This window comes from Streptomyces sp. NPDC104202 (assembly GCF_055584185.1).
In genome coordinates this window covers 99,528-118,766 of sequence record NZ_JBVJMN010000019.1, presented here as the reverse complement: position 1 = coordinate 118,766, position 19,239 = coordinate 99,528, and the positions used below count along the sequence as shown (strand labels likewise).

Sequence of the window (19,239 nt, the reverse complement as noted above, 5' to 3'; positions counted from 1 at the left end):
GCTTCGGCGATCAGGGCGTCGGCCTGTTCGGCGGCGTCGGCGCGGCGCTTGTCCGCGGCCGCGCGGGCCTCGTCCAGGACCTGCTCGCCGTCGGCGATGGCCGCGGCCCGCAGCGCCTCCGCGTGCGCCTCGCCGTCGGCCTTGACCTGTTCGGCCTCGGTGCGCAGGCGCCGGGCGTCCTGTTCGGCGGTCTCCATGAGCTCGACCGCCTCGGCGGTGAGCCGCTCGGCCTCCGAGGCGGCCTCGGTGACCAGGGCGTCGGCCTGTTCGGCGGCGTCGGCGCGGCGCTTGTCCGCGGCCGCGCGGGCCTCGTCGAGGACGAGCGCGGCCTCGGCGCCGATCCGCTCCGCCTCCGTCCGCGCCTCGCCGACCACCGTCTCGGCGCGCTCGGCGGCCTCCGAACGGATCCGGTTGGCGTCGTCCCGGGCGTCGGCCCGCGTGCGGGCCGCGTCCTGTTCGGCCGAGGCGAGCGAATCCGTCACCTCGGTCCGTACCCGCTGCGCGTACTCGGCGGTGTCCGCCCGCAGCTTCTCGGCCTCGGCGATCGCGTCCGTGACGGTCCGCTCGGCCAGCGCCTGCGCGGCCTCGGTCTCCTCCTGGACGCGGGCCCGGGTGCGGGCCGCGTCCTCGGACGCCCGCTCCCGCTCCTCGTAGGCGTCGGCGCGGACCCGGTCCGCCTCCTCCTGCGCCTCGCCGCGGGTGCGCTCGGCCGCGTGCTCCGCGGCGGACCGCAGCCCGGCGATCTCCTCGTCGGCCTGCTCGCGCAGCCCCGACACGGAGTCGCGGACCTCCTGCGCGGTCTGCTCGGCCGCGGCGACCATCTCGGTCGCCCGGGTGTCCGCCTCCTCGACCAGGCGCAGCGCCTCGGCCTGCGCCTCCTCGACCCGCTTGCGGGCCGCGGCCAGCAGCTCCTCGGACTGCTCGCGGGCGTGCTCGCGCTCCCGGCCGGCCTCGGAGCGGGCGGACGCGAGGGTCTCCTCGGCCTCCCGGCGGCGCCGGTTGGCCTCCTCCTGGGCGGCGGCCAGCGCCTCGGCGGCCTCGGCGGCGACCCGCTCGGCGGCGGCCGCGGCCTCGGCGCGGACGCGGTCGGCGGTCTCCTGCGCCTCCGACTTCAGCCGCTCGGCCTCGTCGGCGGCCTCCTTGCGGAGCCGTACGGACGCGCTCTCGGCCTCGGTGCGCGTGGTGGAGGCGTCCGAGGCGGCCTCGGCGCGCAGCCGCTCGGCCTCCTGCTCGGCCTGCTCCTGGAGCGTCCGGATGCGCTCGGCGGCCTCGGTCCGCAGCCGCTCCGTCTCGTCGGCGGCCTCGCGCCGCATCAGCTCGCTCTCGGCGCGGGCGTCGGTCAGCTCCTCGCCCGCCGCCGCGACCTTGGCCTCGGCCTCGGTGTGCAGCCGGGTCAGCTCGTCGGCCGCCTCGGCCCGGCGTGCCTCCGCGGCCCGTTCGGCGTCCGCGCGGAGCCCGGCCGCGGCCTCCTCGGCCGCGCCCTTCACCGACTCGGCCTGCTCCTCGGCCTCGGCGCGCAGCCGCTCGGCCTCGGCGCGGGTCCGCTCCAGGGTCTCCTCGGCCTGGGCGCGCAGCGTCTGGGCGCGCTCCATCGCCTCGGACTTGACCCGCTCGCTCTCGGCGCCGGCCTTGGTGCGGAGCTCCTCGCCGTCCGTACGGGCCTTGGTGAGCAGCTCCTCGGCGGTCCTGGCCGCCTCCTCGATCTGCTGGAGGGCCTCGCGCCGGGCCTCGCCGCGGATCCGCTCGCCCTCGTCGATGGCCTCGGCGCGCAGCTGCTCGGCCTCGCCGCGCAGCCGGCGGGCCTCCTCCTGGAGCTCGACCGTCTTGGCGCGGTACTCCTTGGTGTCGTCCTTCGCCGAGCCGAGCAGCTCGTCGGCGCGCTCCTCGGCCTGGGCGCGCAGCCGGTCCGTCTCGGCCTCGGCCTCGCGGCGGATGCGCTCGGCCTCCTCGGAGGCCTTGCGGGTGGTCTCGCGGGCGTCCTCGGACGCCTTGGTGAGCATCTCCTCGGCGTTGCGCGCGGCCTTGGCGAGGGCGGCGGCCGAGTCCTCGGCCGCGGCGGTGCGGGCCTTGTCGGACGCCTCGGTGACGAGCTTCTCCGCCTGGGCGGTCGCCTCCCGGAGCTTCTCCTCGGCCTCGGCCTTGAGGGTCTCGGCGTCCTTGGTGGCCTCGCCGACGAGGCGGGCGATCTCGGCCTTGGCGGTGCGGGTGCGCTGCTCGTTGACCGACTCGGCGGAGGCGAGCTGCCGGGCGGCCGCCTCCTTCGCCTCGGTGAGGGCCTTCTCGGCCTCGGCGCGGGCCAGCCGGAGCTTCTCCTCGGCCTCCTGCATGCGCTGTTCGGCGGCGCGGGAGAGCTCGGTGGCCTGGCGGCGGGCCTGGTCGGTCTCGGCGGTGGTGGTCGAGCGGAGCTGCTCGGCGTGGCTGGTGGCCTCCTGCGCCTGGCTGGAGGCGGCGGTGAGGAGCCGCTCGGCGTCCTTGCGGGCGCGGAGCAGGATCGCCTCGGCCTCGGCGCGGGCGGCCTCGGCCTCGGTGCCGACCCGGCGGCTGGTCTCCTCGGCGAGCCGGGTGGCCTCGGCGCGGGCGGCGGCGAGCGACTGCTCGGCCTCGGCGCGGGACTCCTCCATCAGGCGGCGGGCCTGGGACTCCGTACGGGCGCGGAGCTGCTCGGCCCAGGCGACGTTCTCGTTGACGTGCGCCTCGACGGTCTGCCGGCGCTCGCTGAGCTCCTGGTCGAGCTGCTGGCGCCGCTGGACGGCCTCGGTGTGCAGCTCGGCCTGGAGCCGGGCCTGGTGCTCGGCGTGCTCCTGGAGGATGCGCTGGGTCTGGGCGCGTGCCTCGCGGAGCTCCCGCTCGGCGTCCTGGCGGAGCTGCTCTGCCTGCGCCTGCGCGTTCCGCAGCAGCTGTTCGGCCTGGTAGCCGATGTCCGCGCTGTCGTAGGCGGGCCGGGACGCGATGGTGCGGCGCGCCTCATGGAGCTTGGCACGCAAGACCTCGACCTGGTATCCGAGGTCCTCGGCGTGCTGGACGGCCTTCTCGCGCTCGGTCTTCAGCCGGTCCATCTCGGCTTCGAACCTGGCGAGATGGTCGTCTTCAGCTCGGTGGCTCTCCTGGCGTTCGTAGCCCCGCACTGCGCGGTCCCATCCTTCCCCGAGCTCTTCGAGCAGGGGATACCCCAACCCTGGTCGCAACTCCTGCGAGTACGCCCTCACCGGCGAGGACGGACCCCCGGGGAATCGTGGCAGATCGGACGACCCCGACATCCCGACTTCGGTGCCACGCGGAGCAGCCCCGACCGGCCCCGGCCCGGAGTCGCCCACTCTACCGGGCCAGGAATCCGGAGGTCAGTGCTCCGCTGAGGAGTGGTCAGTGGACGGCTCGGCCGAGGTGACCAGTTCCGTGAGCACGCCGTGACAGTCCTTGGGGTGGAGGAAGGTGATCCGGGAGCCCATCGAACCGATCCGCGGCTCGTCGTAGAGGACCCGCACGCCCTTGCCGCGGATGGCCTCGGCGTCCCCGTCGACGTCCGCCGTGCCGAAGGCGATGTGGTGCACGCCCTCGCCGTTCTTGGCGAGCCACTTGCCCACCGCGGAGTCCTCCCGGGTCGGCTCCAGGAGCTGGAGGTACGAGGCCCCGCCGTCCGAGGTGTCGTTGATCTTGAGCATGGCCTCGCGGACGCCCTGCTCCTCGTTGACCTCGGAGTGGAAGACCTCGAAACCGTACGTGGCACGGTAGAACTCGACGGTCTTGTCCAGGTCGAAACAGGCGATCCCGATGTGGTCGATTCGCGTCAGCATTCCTCCAGTGCACCGCCGGGGAGGTGGTTACGCAACGTGCGCGCCGTCACACCGGCAGGCCGGTGACCCGGCGCGGCGCCGCTCAGTACATTGGCGGTAAACCCTCGTTCACTCCTCATCCCAAGGGGCCGTGCCTCATGTCTGGAACGACCGGTACCACCTCAGTGATCGTCGCGGGCGCCCGCACGCCCATGGGTCGCCTCCTCGGCTCGCTCAAGTCCTTCTCGGGCGCCGACCTCGGCGGCTTCGCCATCAAGGCCGCCCTGGACCGGGCCGGCATCGGCGGCGACCAGGTGCAGTACGTGATCATGGGCCAGGTGCTCCAGGCGGGCGCCGGCCAGATCCCCGCCCGCCAGGCCGCCGTCAAGGCCGGCATCCCCATGAACGTCCCCGCCCTCACCATCAACAAGGTGTGCCTGTCGGGCCTCGACGCCATCGCGCTCGCCGACCAGCTGATCCGCGCGGGCGAGTTCGACGTGGTCGTCGCCGGCGGCCAGGAGTCGATGACCAACGCCCCGCACCTGCTGCCGAAGTCCCGCGAGGGCTTCAAGTACGGCGCGATCGAGATGCTCGACGCCATGGCGTACGACGGCCTCACGGACTCCTTCGAGGGCATCGCCATGGGCGAGTCCACGGAGAAGCACAACACCCGCCTCGGCATCCGGCGCCCGGAGCAGGACGAGATCGCGGCGCTGTCGCACCAGCGCGCCGCCGCCGCCCAGAAGAACGGCATCTTCGAGGCCGAGATCACCCCGGTCGAGATCCCGCAGCGCAAGGGCGACCCGGTGATCTTCGCCAAGGACGAGGGCATCCGCGCCGAGACCACCGCCGAGTCCCTCGGCAAGCTCCGTCCGGCGTTCGCCAAGGACGGCACCATCACCGCCGGCACCTCCTCGCAGATCTCCGACGGCGCCGCCGCGGTCGTCGTGATGAGCAAGGCCAAGGCGGAGGAGCTGGGCCTGGAGTGGATCGCCGAGATCGGCGCCCACGGCAACGTGGCCGGCCCGGACAACTCGCTCCAGTCGCAGCCGTCCAACGCGATCCTGCACGCCCTCAAGAAGGACGGCCTGACCGTCGACGACCTCGACCTCATCGAGATCAACGAGGCGTTCGCCGCGGTCGCCGTGCAGTCAATGAAGGACCTCGGCGTCACCCCCGAGAAGGTGAACGTCAACGGCGGCGCCATCGCCCTCGGCCACCCGATCGGCATGTCCGGCGCCCGCGTGGTGCTGCACCTCGCGCTGGAGCTCAAGCGGCGCGGCGGCGGCATCGGCGCGGCGGCCCTGTGCGGCGGTGGCGGCCAGGGCGACGCTCTGATCGTCCGCGTGGCCGGCAAGTAAGTCACCCAACCGAGGAGCAGCGCAGATGGTGGACGTCCCCGAACTCGTCGCCCAGGCACGGGAGGGCAGGCCGCGGGCCGTGGCCCGGCTGATCTCGCTCGTGGAGGGGGCGTCCCCGCAGCTGCGCGAGGTGATGGCGGCGCTCGCGCCGCTCACCGGCGGGGCGTACGTGGTGGGGCTGACCGGTTCTCCCGGCGTCGGCAAGTCCACGTCGACGTCCGCGCTGGTCTCGGCGTACCGCAGGGCGGGCCGGCGGGTGGCGGTCCTGGCCGTCGACCCGTCCTCCCCCTTCAGCGGGGGAGCGCTCCTCGGCGACCGGGTCCGGATGTCGGAGCACTCCTCCGACCCGGGCGTCTACATCCGCTCCATGGCGACCCGCGGCCACCTCGGCGGTCTCGCCTGGGCGGCCCCGCAGGCCATCCGCGTCCTGGACGCGGCGGGCTTCGACGTGATCCTGGTGGAGACGGTCGGCGTCGGGCAGTCCGAGGTCGAGATCGCCGGCCAGGCCGACACCTCGGTCGTGCTCCTCGCGCCGGGCATGGGCGACGGGATCCAGGCCGCCAAGGCGGGCATCCTGGAGATCGGCGACGTGTACGTGGTGAACAAGGCGGACCGGGACGGCGCCGACGCGACCGCCCGCGAGCTCAACCACATGCTGGGCCTGGGCGAGGCGCGGACCGCGGGCGACTGGCGGCCGCCGATCGTCAAGACGGTCGCGGCGCGCGGCGAGGGCATCGACGAGGTCGTGGAGGCCCTGGAGAAGCACCGCGCCTGGATGGAGGAGCACGGCGTCCTGGCGGAGCGCCGCCGGACCCGTGCCGCGGGCGAGGTGGAGGCGATCGCCGTGACCGCCCTGCGCGAGCGGATCGGCGACCTGCACGGCGACGCCCGTCTCGACGCCCTCGCCGAGCGCATCGTCGCGGGCTCCCTGGACCCGTACGCGGCCTCCGACGAGCTGATCGCGAGCCTGACCGGCCACTGAAGCCACGGACAGAGGGCCTCTCCGGTACGTCCGGAGAGGCCCTCTGTCCGTGTCTCAGGTCACGGCTTGCCGCGGCGGCCGCGGAGCTGCTCCGCGATCGGCTTCAGCGACTCGTGGAGGTCGCCGAGCGCCTCGCCGCTGAGCTGGTCGATGAAGTGCTTGCGCACCGACTCGACGTGGTGCGGGGCGACCTTGCGCATGGTCTCCATGCCGTCGTCGGTCAGCACGGCGTAGAGCCCGCGCCGGTCGGACTCGCAGTTCTCGCGGCGGACGAGGCCGGCGTTCTCCATGCGGGTGATCTGGTGGGAGAGCCGGCTCTTCGACTGGAGGGTGGCGGAGGCCAGGTCGCTCATGCGCAGCCGCCGTTCCGCCGACTCCGAGAGGTTCACCAGGATCTCGTAGTCGTTCATCGTCAGCCCGAACGGCTGGAGGTCCCGCTCCAGCTGGTAGGTCAGCATCCGCTGGACGTCCAGGAACGTGCGCCAGGCGCACTGCTCGCCGTCGGTGAGCCACGGGGTGGCCGTCTCGGTCTCCATGTATGGATTCTACCTAAGAAGTTGAATTCTTGACGAAGTCGGGGAACGTGACGCCGCGCACCACCCGCCCCGCGCCCGGCGCACCGGCACCGGCGCAGACGTTCGAGGGCGTCACACTCCGCAGACTACCGCTCACAGACCGAAGCGACGCTGGAGGTCCCCGAGCTGGCCGGGAAGGCGCGGTACCGACCCGGGCATGGCCTGGCCGGAAGACGGCGCCCCGTGACCGCCCGGTACACCCGCCTGCGCCGGCGGCGCGCCGGTGGCCCGCTCCGCCATGAGCAGCTCGGTCGACTGGAGCAGGACCGTGCCCGCTCCCACGAACTCGAACTGGTGCTCCTCGCCGGAGGTGCCGCCCAGGCCCGTCAGCGCCCGGACGCCGCCCATCACGCCGGTCATGTAGCCGTGGTCGTAATGATGACAGGGCGAGGGGCAGTCCGCCCAGCCGACCAGCGCCTGCGGGTCGACCCGCATCGGGGGCTCCATGAAGACCACCGGGCCGTTGGACGCGGCCACGAACTTGCCGGTGCCGATCAGCGTGACGAAGCCCGGCACGATCGACTGCTTGAGCGCGAGCGTGGGCTGGTATGCGAGGAGGTTGCCCGAGCGGATCGTCAGGTTGCCCTCGTCCAGGTCGAAGGAGTTCACGTCGAAGGCGCGGTCCGCGAGCAGCATCTTGCCGCTGCCCTCGGCGACCACCCAGTCGCTCGCGTGCAGCGGCGAGTGGAAGGACGTCCGGACCAGCCGGTCGAGCCGGCCGTGCCCGATGCCGTTGAACTCGATCCGCCCGTAGTAGGCGATCATCTTCCCCTTCTGCAGGAACCACTGGGAGCCCTTGAGCTCCACGCAGAAGGTGTACGGGTTGACGTTGTCGTCCGACGGAAGGGTCGTCGGGTCGTGGATCACCGGGGTGCTCACAGCTTCTCCTCCGAGGCCTGGACGTACACCGTGCCGCTGCCGCTCAGCTCCAGCTGGAAGGCCTCGCCGGAGCCGCGGCCCACCATGTCGCGCCAGCCGAGCGCGGTGGAGAGCTTGTTCCGCACGTCGCCGTGGTGGGCGACGTACGCCTGCGGGTCGACGTGGACCGGGCGGCCCGGGGTGATGGGCAGCTCGATCACGCCGCCGTGCGCCATCACGGCCACCGAGCCGTGGCCCCGGAGGGTGGTGGTGAAGAGGCCCTGGCCGGTCACCTGGCCGCGGACCATGCCCATGACCCCGCCCTGCGAGCCCATGAACATCGTGCCCTGCTCCAGGGTGCCGTCGAAGGCGAGCAGCCGGTCCGCCTCGACGTACAGGGTGTCGCCGGTCAGCGCGATCACCTGGATGTGGTGGCCGCCGTGCCCGAACATCACCGTGCCGTTGCCCTCGACGGTCATCAGGGGCGTCGCCTCGCCGGCCACCCGGCGGCCGATCATCGACATCAGACCGCCCTGGCCGCCCGCGACGTTCGGCGTGAAAGCGACCTCGCCGCGGTACGCGAGCATCGCGCCCCGCTGGCTGAACATCCGCTGCCCGGGCAGGACGGTCGCCTCGACCATCTTGGAGTTGATCTCGCGGAACGGCATCAGACGTCGCCCCCGATCGTGTTGCGCTCACTCGGCTGGACGTACACGAGGCCGTCCCCCTCGAAGCGGATCTGGAACGCCTCGCCGCCGCCCTCGCCCATGAGGGTGCGGAAGGTCACACCCGACTGGAAGTGCTGCTGGAGGTTGCCCTGGTGGGCGATGTACGCGCCGGGGTCGACCTGGAGCGGGTACTGCGGGGTCACCCGCAGCACCACCGCGGGGCCGTCGGACATGATCGCCGCCTGGCCCGTCCCCTCCACGGTCGTGGTGAAGAGGCCGTTGCCGGTGGCCCCGCCGCGCATGCCGGTGAAGGTGGTGCCGGTGCGCAGCCCCGCGTCGGTGCAGAGCAGATTGCTCGCCTCGACCCAGAGCTTGTCGCCGTGCAGGGAGACGAGGTTGATCTCGGAGGCGCGGTCGGCGAACCAGCAGGTTCCCTGGCCGCGGACCTCCATCACCTCCATCTGCTCGCCGGTGAGCCGGCGGGTGACCATGCCCCGCAGGCCCTCACCGCCGCCGCTCATCTTCTTGAACGCCATCTGGCCGTCGTAGGCGACCATCGAGCCGTTCTTCGCCTTGACGGAGTCGCCGGTCATGGAGACGGCGAGCGCTTTGCTGCCTTGGAGTCGGAACGTTGCCACCCGAGGAAGGTACTGGGCCCCCGCCTAAAGAGACAGCAAAGTCGGCGTGCACAATGGACGGGCCCTTGTGCATCCGTTCACAAGATCGAACGAAGGTGACCCCCTCCGTGGACCTCAAGACCGCTTCCTCCCTCCACCGGCTCCGGCTCGTCTCGGCACCGGAGGCCGTCTCGTTCCTGCTCCTGCTGGTCTGCTCGGTGCTCAAGCGGACGACGGACTTCAACGCGGTTCCGGTCATGGGCGCGGTCCACGGCCTGCTCTTCGTCCTGTACGTGCTGTTCTGGCTCGACGCCTGGAACCGCACCCGGTGGAACGTGACGACGGCCGCCCTGTACTTCGTCCTGTCGGTGCTGCCGCTGGGCGGCTTCTACGCGGAGCGCCGCCTCAAGCGCGAGGCCGAGGCCGCGGTCATCGCCTCCCGCGCCCGCCGCGAAGGCGTGGTCAACGCATGATCGTCGCGTTCTCGGTGACCCCGCTGGGCGTGGGGGAGGAGGTCGGCGCGTACGTCGCCGACGCCGTCCGGGTCGTCCGGGAGTCCGGGCTGCCGCACCGCACCGACGCCATGTTCACCTCCGTGGAAGGCGAGTGGGACGAGGTGATGGACGTCGTGAAGCGCGCCGTCGCCGCGGTGGAGGCGCGTGCGCCGCGCGTCTCGGTGGTCATGAAGGCCGACATCCGTCCGGGTGTCACCGACGGTCTGACCTCGAAGGTCGAGACGGTGGAACGCCACCTCGGCGCCTGACGCCGACCGCTCGCGATGAGCCCCCGGTCCTGTTCCCAGGGCCGGGGGCTTCTTGTCGTCCAGCGGTTGAGCGACTGCTCAAAATCGGCTACGTTCCCTCCCGAGGCAGTTTTGAGCAGTTGCTCAACACGGGCGGGGGGCAGGGGAACGCGATGGGTCTCTACGTCGAGACGCGCGTGCGCGCGGACCTGGAGACGCTCTGGGAGTACACGCAGGACCCCGCGCACCACCGGCGGTGGGACCTGCGGTTCACCGAGATCGACCCCCTGCCGTGCGCCGAGGGCGAGCCCCGGCGCTTCCGCTACGCGACCCGCGTGCTGCCCTTCCTGGTCGTCGCCGGCACCGGTGTCTCCGCGGGGGAGCGCCACCGGGCCGGCGGCGAACGGGTCTCCGCCCTCCGGTTCTCCTCGCCGCACCCGCTCTCGCTCCTCGCCGAGGGCAGCGGCTACTGGCGCTACGTGCCCACCGCCGACGGCGTCCGCTTCCTCACCGGCTACGACTACCGGCCGCGCTGGGGCCGGTTCGGCCGCGCCGCCGACCGGCTCGTCCTGAGGCCCCTCATGGGCTGGGCCACCGCCTGGTCCTTCGACCGGCTGCGGCTCTGGTGCGAGCGGGGCGTCACCCCGGCCCGCGCCCGCAACCGCTGGCTGCTCGAACTCGCCGGCCGGGTGCTGCTCGTCGCCCTTCCCGTCGTCCTGACCCGGCTGCCGCCGGGGCTCGGCTCGCTCGCCTCCGTACCGCTGACGATCGCCGGGCTCGCCGCCGCCGTCCTGCTGCCGCCCTCGTCCCGCGCACCCGCGGCCCGGCGCTGCCCGCGCACCCCGCCCGCCCCCGCCCGGGAGCCCCGGCTCCTCGCCACCCTGGAGCAGCCGTGACCTCGATCTTCCGCACCGCCATGGGCGACGCCGCCTTCGAGCGGCTGCACCCGGAGCTCCGGCGCCGCTTCTCGGTGGGGCTCGCGAGCGGGGAGATGTGCGTGGGGCGGGGCGTCATGGACCGGATCTGGCACGGCCGGGCGTTCGTGAAGCCGTTCCTCGCGCTCGGCGGCACCCGCAACATCCTGCTGCCCCGCACCGGCCGCGACGTCCCCTTCCGCATCGAGAACGTGCCGTACGCCGACTCCTACGGGCGCGAGACCGTCACCTTCGTCCGCACCTTCGACCTGCCCGGCGGCCCCCGGCGCTTCGACGCCACGATGGTGCACAGCCCCGAGCGCGACTGCGTCCTCGACTACCTCGGCACCCACCAGCACCTCGCCAGCGACCTGCACCCCACCGTCGAGCCCGACGGCTCGCTCCTCATCACCTCCGGCGAGCACCGCTTCCGCGAGGGGCCGCTGGACGTGCGCGTCCCCGAGGTGATCGGCGGCCGGGCCGAGGTGCGCGAGTCCTTCGACGAGCGCACCGGGCGCTTCCTCGTCGACGTCCGGGTGGTCAACCGGTACGCCGGCCCGCTCTTCGGCTACCGCGGGTCGTTCACCGCCGAGTACGCCGACGTACGCTCCCGGGGGGTGCGCGCCGGGCTGCGCCCGGTGCGCGAGGAGGCGAGGGCGTGAGCGGCAGGACCGCGGCGGGCGGGCGGGCGCAGGACTCCCGGAGCCAGGAGACCCGGGAGAAGCTCCTCGAAGGCGCCCTGCGCACCCTCGTCGAGCAGGGCATCTCCAAGGCGTCGGCGCGCGCCATCGCGACCGCCGCCGGGGTCAACCAGGCCCTGGTCTTCTACCACTTCGGCTCCGTCGACGAGCTGCTCGCCGAGGCGTGCCGGCACGGCGCGGAGCGGCGGGTCGCCCGCCACCGCGAGCGGCTCCGCTCCGTCACGAGCCTCAACGAACTGCTCGCCTTCGGGCGCGAGATGCACGAGGAGGAGCGGAAGGCCGGTCACGTGGCCTTCCTGGGGCAGCTGCTGGCGGGGGCGCAGTCCCACCCCCGGCTGGTGCCCGCCACCGCCGCGGGGCTCGACCTGTGGATCGCCGAGATCGAGCAGGTGCTCGTCCGCGTCCTCGCCGGGACCCCGTTCGCCGAGTTCACCGACGCGGCCGGGCTCGCCCGCGCGGTCGCCGCCTCCTTCGTCGGTCTGGGGCTCTACGAGGGCGTCGACCCGGGGGGCGCGGAGGCCGCGTTCACCGCACTGGAGCAGCTCGGCGCCCTGATGTCCGCCGTCGAGGCGCTGAACCCGGTCGCACGCCGGGCCGTCGCCTACACGCTGCGTCGGCAGGGAGGGCGCGGCCGGTGAATACGCTCACTCGGGCGAACTCCGGTCGACACGCCGAACGGTGTCCCCTTTCGTAGGGATATCGACCCGTTCGACGACAGCGGGAGGCACCGTGCGGCCGGAAGGCTACGACTACGACACCTACAGCCGACTCGCCGGTCCGCTCACGGACCCGGGCCCGGTGGGGTACACGGTGCGGTACCGGAGCCTGCTGTCGAGGGAGCCGCACCGAATACGGGCCGTCCTCCTCATGTGCCTCGCGCCGCTGCTGTCGGCGCTCCTCCTCGCCTATCTCGTCTGGCCGAGCCACTGGACCGTCCGCGAGGGCGACGACACCTGGCGCGTGCCGTACGACACCGTGATGCTCGTGTCGATCGGGCTCATCTGCTTCTTCATGCTGGTCAACGTCGTGTCGATAGCCCACGCCACCATGGTCGCCCGCGACCCGGTGCCGGTGTACGCCGAGAAGGGCACCCGGGTCGCCTTCCTCACCACCTTCGTGCCGGGCAAGGAACCCCTCTCCATGGTCCGCGCCACCCTGGAGGGCGCCGTGCGGATCCGGCACGACGGGCCGCTCGACGTCTGGCTCCTCGACGAGGGCGACTCCGGCGAGGCCAGGGCGCTCTGCGCCCGGCTGGGCGTCCGCCACTTCACCCGCGCCGGCGTCCCCGAGTGGAACCGCGCGAAGGGCGCCCACAAGGCCAGGACCAAGCACGGCAACTACAACGCCTGGCTGGCCCGGCACGGGGACGCGTACGACTTCTTCGCCTCCGTGGACACCGACCACGTGCCGCACCCCGCCTTCCTGGAGCGGATGCTCGGCTACTTCCGCGACCCCGACGTCGCCTTCGTCGTCGGCCCGCAGGTCTACGGCAACTACACCGGCGCCGTCACCAAGGCCGCCGAGTCCCAGCAGTTCCTCTTCCACGCGCTCGTCCAGCGGGCCGGGAACCGCTACCGCGCGCCCATGTTCGTCGGCACCAACAACGTCGTCCGGACATCCGCCGTGCGGCAGGTCGGCGGCCTGTACGACTCGATCACCGAGGACATGGCCACCGGCTTCGAACTGCACCGCAGGAGGAACCCGGCCACCGGGCACTTCTGGCGCTCCGTCTACACCCCCGACGTCCTCGCCGTCGGCGAGGGTCCCGCCTCCTGGACCGACTTCTTCTCCCAGCAGCTGCGCTGGTCGCGGGGGACCTACGAGACGATCCTCCGGCAGTACTGGAAGGCACCGTTCCGCATCCCGCCTGGCCGCCTCCTCAACTACACCCTGATGCTCGTCTACTACCCGATGACCGCCGTCAACTGGCTCCTGGGCGTCCTCAGCTGCGTCCTGTACCTCTGGCTCGGCGCCTCCGGCACCCAGGTCTCCACCCAGGTCTGGCTGATGATCTACAGCGACGCCGTCGCCCTCCAGATCGGCCTCTACCTCTGGAACCGGCGGCACAACGTCTCGCCCCACGAACCCGAGGGCTCCGGCGGCCTCGCCGGCATGGCCATGTCCGCCCTCTCCGCGCCCCTCTACCTCACCTCCCTCGCCTCGGCCGTCCTGCGCACCCGCGGCCGCTTCGTCGTCACCCCCAAGGGCGGCGAGGCCAGCCCCGACCGGCTGCGCACCTTCCGCGTCCACCTCGCCTGGGCAGCGGTCCTCGTCGCCTCGCTGGCCGCCTCCGCGGCCTACGGCCACACCCACGCCGCCATGCGCACCTGGGCCGTCCTCGCGCTCGCCGTCACGCTGGCCCCGGTCGCCCTGTGGGCCGTCACGGCCGTGCGCGGACGGCGCTCCCTGCGCGTCCGCGAGCAGGCCCGCGACCGCGCCAGGGCCCGCGGCCTGATCCACGCCCGCGAGGGGACCGAGGTCCGGGCGGCGGCCGTCACGGCGGTGCCGCCCGCCCCCGCCGGCCCCTCGCCCACGACCGGAGGGAACTGAGCCATGGCCCACCGTCCGCCGGGGAAGTTCAGGAAGCCCGTGCTCGGCACCGCGGCGGTCGGCCTCCTGGCCGCCCTCAACGCCCCCGCCGCCGTCTCCTTCGTGGCGGAGAAGTACCACGCGTACAAGATCGCCCAGCCCGGGTACATGCGGCAGTACGGCTCCTGGGCCGAGGTCGCCGTCCCCGAGCGCTACCGCGTCAACGCCATCCACGCCGCGCTCCTGCACACCGGCAAGGTGCTGCTCGTCGCCGGATCGGGCAACAGCCAGAAGAACTTCGACGCCGGCACCTTCGAGTCCGTCCTCTGGGACCCGGCGAAGAACACCTTCAAGAAGATTCCCACCCCCGAGGACTTCTTCTGCTCCGGCCACTCCCAGCTCCCCGACGGGCGCCTCCTCGTCGCCGGCGGCACCGCCCGCTACGAGGTCCTCGACGGCGAGGTGAAGAAGGCCGGCGGCGGCATGCGGGTCAAGAACGAGAGCCCCGACCGGGCCGTCACCCTCAGGAAGGGCACGGTCTTCCGCTCCCCGTCCGGGGTCGAGTACGTCTCCACCTCCGACGTCACCGTGCCCAAGGCCACGCGCGAGTTCGCGATCTCCTACTTCGCCAGCGGCCAGATGAAGCCGTGGGAGACCAAGGTGACCGCCGCCGAGGCCCGGGTCTTCGTCGAGGCGCGCGAGGAGGGCCCGCAGGCCCTCACCACCGAGGCCGCGCAGTACGAGATCGTCGGCCTCAAGGGCCAGGCCGCCGACGACGTCTACGGCCTCGCCCAGAAGCTCACCACCGAGAAGCAGGACTTCCAGGGCATCAGGAGCGCCTACGAGTTCGACCCCACGGCCGAGAAGTACGTCCCGGTCGCCCCCATGAAGGACGCCCGCTGGTACCCCACCCTCGTCACCCTCGACGACGGCCGGGTCCTGGCCGTCTCCGGACTCGACGACGTCGGCGACGTCGTCCCCGGGGACAACGAGATCTACGACCCCCGGACCGGGACGTGGTCCAAGGGCCCCTTCCGCTACTTCCCCACCTACCCCTCCCTCTTCCTCACCAAGGGCGGCAAGCTCCTCTACACCGGCTCCAACGCCGGCTACGGGCCCGCCGAGAAGGGACGCGAACCCGGCCTGTGGGACCTGGAGCGCAACTCCTTCACCAAGCTCGGCGGCCTCACCCACCCCGACCAGCTGGAGACCTCCGCCTCGCTCCTGCTGCCGCCCGCCCAGGACCAGAAGGTCATGGTCCTCGGCGGCGGCGGGGTCGGCGAGTCCTCGAAGTCCACCGCCCGCACCTCGATCGTCGACCTCTCCCGGGAGAACCCCGCCTTCGCCGACGGCCCCCCGCTCCCGCAGGGCACCCGCTACCTCAGCGGCGTCCTCATGCCCGACGACTCCGTCTTCACCACCGGCGGATCGGAGGACTACCGGGGGCGCGGCGGCAGCGACATCCTCAAGGCGCAGTTCTACGACCCGAGGACCAACGCCTTCACCGAGGCGGCCGCACCCACCGTCGGCCGCAACTACCACTCCGAGGCGCTGCTGCTGCCCGACGGCCGGGTCGCCACCTTCGGCTCCGACCCGCTCTTCGACGACAAGGACGACACCAGGCTCGGCACCTTCGAGCAGCGCATCGAGGTCTTCACCCCGCCCTCCCTCCACCGGGCCGGCGCCGGCCGTCCCGTCCTGGGGGAGGGCTCCCCGGAACTCGACCAGAACGGCCGCGCCACCTTCCGGACGAAGGACGCCGGCCGGATCGTCAAGGCCCGGCTCATGCGGCCCAGCGCCGTCACCCACACCACGGACGTCGAACAGCGCTCCGTCGAGCTGGGGCTGACGCGGGGGCAGGACGGGATGACCCTCACCGTCGAGGTGCCGCGCGACCGCACGCTCGTCCCGCCCGGCTGGTACATGCTCTTCGTCACCGACGACCAGGGCGTCCCGTCCGAGGCCAAGTGGATCCAGGTGGAGGAGGAGACCCCGGCGGAGTAGGACACCCCGGGGGAGGACACCTCCTAGGACTTCGCCCGGCGGGCCAGGCCCAGGGCGTACTCCGGCCACCAGGTCCCGGCGGCGGGGCCGCCCCGGCACGGGCCGTCGGAGTCGCCGGGGCGCTTGATCCAGAGGTAGGCGTCGACGAGCTCGTCGCCGGTCCGGTCCGTCGGGGGCACGCCGAGGGCGCGGCCGGGCGGATTGCACCAGGCGTCCGCCCGGTCGCCGGGGAGGGGGCCGTCGCCGTTGCGGCTGGTGTCGACGGTGAAGTGCGCGCCGCCGAGCAGCCCCGACAGCGTGGCCCCGAAGTCCCCGACGTCCTCGTCGCGCTGGAAGTTGGAGACGTTCAGGGAGAAGCCGTCCGCGTGCGCGACGCCCGCCCGGCGCAGCGGCTCGACCAGCTTGCCCGGGTCGTCGATCCACGCCGGGTTGCCGGCGTCCAGGTAGACCCGGGTGTGCGGCTGCCGCTTCAGCCGCGCGACCGCCCCGGCCAGCAGTGCGTAGCGCTCGCCGTGGTACTGCGCCGGGGTGCAGCCGTCCACGACGTGCGGCACCGCGTCCGGCTCCAGGACCACGATCGCCGACGCCTCGCCGATCGCGGAGGCGAACGCGTCGACCCACCTCCGGTACGCCTCCCCGTCGTGCGCGCCGCCCGCCGAGTACATCCCGCAGTCGCGGTGCGGGATGTTGTACGCGACGAAGACGGCGGTGCGGCCGGCGGCGGTCGCACCGCGGACCGCGCGGCCGATCTCGGGCACCGGGTCGTCGCCGGCGGGCCAGTCCGCGACCGGCCGGTCGGCGATCCGCCTCAGCATCCGGGCGTCCTCGGCCCTGCCCTGGGCCTCGTACTGCCGCACCTGGCGGGCCGCGTCGCTCTCCGGGTCCACCCAGAACGGCGACCCCGAGGAGGGGACCGCCTCGCCGCGCGAGGACGGCGGCCCCGCGGGCCGCCGCGTCGTCCCGTCCTCGCCGCACCCGGTCAGGAGCAGCGCGGCGACCAGGGCCAGGGCGGCGGCGGTGACGGTGCGGCGGGACATCCGGCCCCCAGGGTCGGCTACAAGACGGTGCGGAACCACGCTTTACGCGACATCACGGGCCATCGTGGCACGGCGCTCAGTCGGTGCCGGGCTGCGACACCGCGATGCCCAGCGGCGTCCGCTCGTACAGCACCTGGTGGCCGTACCGCCGCGACGCCAGCAGCCCCGCGTCGCGCAGCACCGCCAGGTGCGCGGAGACGGTGGAGGGGGCCCTGCCCAGCAGATGGGCGAGCGCCGTGGTCCCCATCGGCTCCGTCAGCGCGCACAGGACGTCCGCCCGGACGGGCCCGAGCAGCCGGCCGAGCGCCTCCGAGGTGCGCCCGGCGGGCTCCGTCCACAGCCCGCCGATGCCGCGCGCCGGATAGGCCACCGTCGGCTGCCACGGCGGGTCGAAGCCGCTCACCACGTCCGGCCAGGTGAACACCGACGGCAGCAGCACGAGTCCCTGCCCGTCCAGCGGCCGGTCGTGATCGCCGGAGTACGCCACCCGCAGCGTGGCCGACTCGGCGGCCCAGTCGAACGAGGGGTGCAGCTCGCCCAGCAGCCGTTCGAGCCCGCCCTCGGCGAGCCGTCGCGAGTGGTACGCCACGTCCGCCTCCAGGAGCGCCCGCAGCCGCGGCCAGTCCGGCGCGATCAGCGCCTCCCAGGCGTCCTCCAGGAGATCGGCGAGCCACCCCACCGACCCGGCGGGATCGGCGAGCATGCGCCGCCCCTCCGGCGTCCCGGCCGCCCCGGGCGTCTCGGCCAGCGCCCGCGCGAAGTCGTCCCGGGCGAGCGCCGGATCGGTCTCCCGGACGGCCGCGATCTCCTCCTCGAACGAGGCGACCGCCCTGATCGGCGGCGGGTACAGGAAGTCCGGGCTGTGTCCGCGCCGGGGCATCAGCAGCTGGAGCGGCCCGAGGTCGAGCTCCCGCGCGGCGCCCGCGATCCGCCGCATCCACGGCAGGTGGTACCCCTGCTGCCGCGGCCGGGCCAGGACCCGCACGGCCGAGTGCGTCTCCCACAGCGGCGAGACCGCGAACCGGATCCGCAGGGGATCGGCCTCCCCGAAGCGCAGGTGGTACGGCACGGCCCCTCCCCGGACATTCGTCTCAGGCCGAAAGTCTAGAGTCCGGCCCCCGCGCCCGGCACGCTCCGTCCATGCCCACGAACGACACCCGGGCGCCGGAGCCGGCGCCCCCGCACGACGACGCCCCCGCGCCGGGCGCCCCGGCCCCCGCCGGCCCCGTCCCCGTCCCTGTCCCCGGCGCCGCGTCCGCCGGCCCCGGCTACCGGGCCGTCTTCGCCGTCCGCGAGTTCCGGTTCGTGTTCGTGGCCCATCTGTTCTCGCTGCTCGGCGTCGTCGTCAGCGAGCTGGCGCTGACCGTGCTCGTCTACGACCTGACCCGTTCGCCGCTGCTCTCCTCCCTGACCTTCGCGCTCGGGTTCCTCCCCTATCTCGTCGGCGGCACGCTCCTCGCTGGCCTCACCGACCGGCTGCCGCCCCGGCGGATCCTCGTCGTCTGCGACCTCCTCTGCGCGGCCTGCGTCGCCACGATGACGGTCCCGGCGACGCCCGTCGCCGTCCTGCTCGTGCTGCGCTGCGCGATCGCGGTCGTCTCGCCCGTCTTCAACGGCACCCGGATGGCGACCCTCGCCGACATCCTCGGCGAGGGCGACCTCTTCGTCCTGGGCCGCTCGCTGCTGCGGATCGTCTCGCAGAGCGCGCTCCTGGCCGGCTTCGCCGTCGGCGGCGTGCTGCTCACCGCCGTACCGCCGCGCGGCGCCCTCGCCGTCACCGCCGCCACCTTCCTCGCCTCCGCGCTGCTGCTGCGCCTGGGCACCGTCCGCCGTCCGGCCAGGGCGGCCGGCGGGACCCGGACCGGTCTCGCCGGCACCTGGGAGGTCCTGCGGAACCGGCGCGTGCGCGCCCTGATGCTGCTGTTCTGGGTGCCGCCGCTCTTCGCCGTCGTGCCCGAGGCGCTCGCCGCCCCCTACGCCGACGAGATCGGCGTCTCCACCGCGGCGCTCGGCCTCCTGATGTGCGCGCTGCCCGTCGGCACCATCGCGGGCGAGCTCTTCGCCGGCTCGTTCCTGAGCCCGGCGACGCGCTCCCGGATCGTGCTGCCGCTCGCGCTCGCCGCCGTCCTGCCGTACCTCCTCTACGCCCCCGCGCCGGGGCTCGCCGTCGCCGCCGCCGCGCTCTTCCTCGCGGGTGCGACCGGCGCGTACACCCTCGGCCTCGACGCCTGGTTCGTCGCCGCCGTCCCCGAGGAGCAGCGGGGGAGGGCGATGACCCTGATGACCGCGGGCATGATGACCGTCCAGGGCGTGGGCATGGCGGGGGCCGGGGTCGCGGCCGAGTTCGCGGCCGTCCACACGGTCGTCGCGGGCGCGGGGGTCCTCGGCACGCTCTGTGCCGTCGCCGCCGTCGTGGAGCTGCGGGCGACCGAAAGGCGAGACGGGGCTGACCGGCATATGACCAGTCGGTAAGGTCGACGC

At 73.4% G+C, this 19,239-nt stretch carries 18 protein-coding genes; 10 read left to right on the top strand and 8 right to left on the bottom strand.

Annotated elements, in window-relative coordinates; all coding sequences use genetic code 11:
• Both scy and mce read right to left on the bottom strand, forming a co-directional pair.
• Positions 1-3,125 (bottom strand): polarized growth protein Scy (scy, locus tag ACZ60W_RS15445; RefSeq protein ID WP_469755820.1); only part of this gene is annotated, 3,125 nt, incomplete at its 3' end.
• A gap of 213 nt (positions 3,126-3,338) precedes the next feature.
• A complete protein-coding gene (mce, locus tag ACZ60W_RS15440; protein ID WP_469755819.1) occupies positions 3,339-3,791 on the bottom strand; it encodes a methylmalonyl-CoA epimerase in 453 nt (150 codons plus the stop codon).
• Between the two features lie 137 nt (positions 3,792-3,928).
• On the opposite strand from mce, the gene ACZ60W_RS15435 reads away from it, so the two are divergent.
• On the top strand, positions 3,929-5,131 hold the full coding sequence (locus ACZ60W_RS15435) for an acetyl-CoA C-acetyltransferase (RefSeq protein WP_469755818.1): 1,203 nt from the start codon (positions 3,929-3,931) through the stop codon (positions 5,129-5,131).
• A gap of 25 nt (positions 5,132-5,156) precedes the next feature.
• Positions 5,157-6,113: a methylmalonyl Co-A mutase-associated GTPase MeaB gene (gene meaB / locus ACZ60W_RS15430; RefSeq protein WP_469755817.1), complete on the top strand. Its 957-nt coding sequence runs from the start codon at positions 5,157-5,159 to the stop codon at positions 6,111-6,113.
• A gap of 59 nt (positions 6,114-6,172) precedes the next feature.
• On the opposite strand, the gene ACZ60W_RS15425 is transcribed toward meaB, so the two are convergent.
• The 4 genes from ACZ60W_RS15425 to ACZ60W_RS15410 all read right to left on the bottom strand — a co-directional run bounded on the left by ACZ60W_RS15425 (position 6,173) and on the right by ACZ60W_RS15410 (position 8,852).
• Positions 6,173-6,649 carry a MarR family winged helix-turn-helix transcriptional regulator gene (locus tag ACZ60W_RS15425; RefSeq protein WP_469755816.1) on the bottom strand — a complete coding sequence of 159 codons (477 nt, stop codon included), beginning with the start codon at positions 6,647-6,649 and terminating at the stop codon, positions 6,173-6,175.
• A gap of 132 nt (positions 6,650-6,781) precedes the next feature.
• On the bottom strand, positions 6,782-7,567 hold the full coding sequence (locus tag ACZ60W_RS15420) for an AIM24 family protein (protein WP_469755815.1): 786 nt from the start codon (positions 7,565-7,567) through the stop codon (positions 6,782-6,784).
• The gene (locus ACZ60W_RS15415; protein ID WP_469755814.1) at positions 7,564-8,214 is read right to left on the bottom strand and encodes an AIM24 family protein; all 651 of its coding nucleotides are present in this window, start codon (positions 8,212-8,214) and stop codon (positions 7,564-7,566) included. Before ACZ60W_RS15415 ends, ACZ60W_RS15420 begins: the two co-directional genes overlap by 4 nt.
• Positions 8,214-8,852, bottom strand: a complete 639-nt coding sequence (locus ACZ60W_RS15410; protein ID WP_469755813.1) for an AIM24 family protein — start codon at positions 8,850-8,852, stop codon at positions 8,214-8,216. The genes ACZ60W_RS15415 and ACZ60W_RS15410 overlap by 1 nt, the downstream gene beginning before the upstream one ends.
• Positions 8,853-8,959: 107 nt before the next feature.
• Here ACZ60W_RS15410 and ACZ60W_RS15405 point away from each other — a divergent pair, with 107 nt between their 5' ends.
• The 7 genes from ACZ60W_RS15405 to glxA all read left to right on the top strand — a co-directional run bounded on the left by ACZ60W_RS15405 (position 8,960) and on the right by glxA (position 15,721).
• Positions 8,960-9,304, top strand: coding sequence for a DUF3817 domain-containing protein (locus ACZ60W_RS15405; RefSeq protein ID WP_469755812.1), 345 nt, complete (start codon positions 8,960-8,962; stop codon positions 9,302-9,304).
• Positions 9,301-9,594, top strand: coding sequence for an MTH1187 family thiamine-binding protein (locus tag ACZ60W_RS15400; RefSeq protein WP_469755811.1), 294 nt, complete (start codon positions 9,301-9,303; stop codon positions 9,592-9,594). Before ACZ60W_RS15405 ends, ACZ60W_RS15400 begins: the two co-directional genes overlap by 4 nt.
• Positions 9,595-9,746: 152 nt before the next feature.
• Positions 9,747-10,469: a hypothetical protein gene (locus ACZ60W_RS15395; protein WP_469755810.1), complete on the top strand. Its 723-nt coding sequence runs from the start codon at positions 9,747-9,749 to the stop codon at positions 10,467-10,469.
• Positions 10,466-11,149, top strand: a complete 684-nt coding sequence (locus ACZ60W_RS15390; RefSeq protein ID WP_469755809.1) for a DUF4166 domain-containing protein — start codon at positions 10,466-10,468, stop codon at positions 11,147-11,149. The genes ACZ60W_RS15395 and ACZ60W_RS15390 overlap by 4 nt, the downstream gene beginning before the upstream one ends.
• Positions 11,146-11,826, top strand: coding sequence for a TetR family transcriptional regulator (locus tag ACZ60W_RS15385; RefSeq protein WP_469755808.1), 681 nt, complete (start codon positions 11,146-11,148; stop codon positions 11,824-11,826). Before ACZ60W_RS15390 ends, ACZ60W_RS15385 begins: the two co-directional genes overlap by 4 nt.
• Before the next feature lie 91 nt (positions 11,827-11,917).
• Positions 11,918-13,738 (top strand): glycosyltransferase family 2 protein, encoded by a 1,821-nt coding sequence (locus ACZ60W_RS15380; protein ID WP_469755807.1) that lies wholly within the window; start codon positions 11,918-11,920, stop codon positions 13,736-13,738.
• Between the two features lie 3 nt (positions 13,739-13,741).
• A complete protein-coding gene (glxA, locus tag ACZ60W_RS15375; RefSeq protein WP_469755806.1) occupies positions 13,742-15,721 on the top strand; it encodes a radical copper oxidase GlxA in 1,980 nt (659 codons plus the stop codon).
• A gap of 23 nt (positions 15,722-15,744) precedes the next feature.
• On the opposite strand, the gene ACZ60W_RS15370 is transcribed toward glxA, so the two are convergent.
• Positions 15,745-16,758 carry a glycoside hydrolase family 6 protein gene (locus ACZ60W_RS15370; protein WP_469755805.1) on the bottom strand — a complete coding sequence of 338 codons (1,014 nt, stop codon included), beginning with the start codon at positions 16,756-16,758 and terminating at the stop codon, positions 15,745-15,747.
• A gap of 76 nt (positions 16,759-16,834) precedes the next feature.
• Positions 16,835-17,827, bottom strand: coding sequence for an ArsR/SmtB family transcription factor (locus tag ACZ60W_RS15365; RefSeq protein WP_469755804.1), 993 nt, complete (start codon positions 17,825-17,827; stop codon positions 16,835-16,837).
• A gap of 71 nt (positions 17,828-17,898) precedes the next feature.
• Here ACZ60W_RS15365 and ACZ60W_RS15360 point away from each other — a divergent pair, with 71 nt between their 5' ends.
• On the top strand, positions 17,899-19,230 hold the full coding sequence (locus tag ACZ60W_RS15360; RefSeq protein ID WP_469755803.1) for an MFS transporter: 1,332 nt from the start codon (positions 17,899-17,901) through the stop codon (positions 19,228-19,230).
• The last annotated feature ends 9 nt before the right edge of the window (positions 19,231-19,239 follow it).

Excerpts from the sequence above, each read along its gene's own strand:
- meaB (WP_469755817.1), top strand. The coding sequence starts at position 5,157 with ATGGTGGACGTCCCCGAACTCGTCGCCCAGGCACGGGAGGGCAGGCCG.
- mce (WP_469755819.1), bottom strand. The coding sequence starts at position 3,791 with ATGCTGACGCGAATCGACCACATCGGGATCGCCTGTTTCGACCTGGAC.
- ACZ60W_RS15435 (WP_469755818.1), top strand. The coding sequence starts at position 3,929 with ATGTCTGGAACGACCGGTACCACCTCAGTGATCGTCGCGGGCGCCCGC.
- ACZ60W_RS15425 (WP_469755816.1), bottom strand. The coding sequence starts at position 6,649 with ATGGAGACCGAGACGGCCACCCCGTGGCTCACCGACGGCGAGCAGTGC.
- glxA (WP_469755806.1), top strand. The coding sequence starts at position 13,742 with ATGGCCCACCGTCCGCCGGGGAAGTTCAGGAAGCCCGTGCTCGGCACC.
- ACZ60W_RS15360 (WP_469755803.1), top strand. The coding sequence starts at position 17,899 with ATGCCCACGAACGACACCCGGGCGCCGGAGCCGGCGCCCCCGCACGAC.
- ACZ60W_RS15415 (WP_469755814.1), bottom strand. The coding sequence starts at position 8,214 with ATGCCGTTCCGCGAGATCAACTCCAAGATGGTCGAGGCGACCGTCCTG.
- ACZ60W_RS15395 (WP_469755810.1), top strand. The coding sequence starts at position 9,747 with ATGGGTCTCTACGTCGAGACGCGCGTGCGCGCGGACCTGGAGACGCTC.
- ACZ60W_RS15400 (WP_469755811.1), top strand. The coding sequence starts at position 9,301 with ATGATCGTCGCGTTCTCGGTGACCCCGCTGGGCGTGGGGGAGGAGGTC.
- ACZ60W_RS15370 (WP_469755805.1), bottom strand. The coding sequence starts at position 16,758 with ATGTCCCGCCGCACCGTCACCGCCGCCGCCCTGGCCCTGGTCGCCGCG.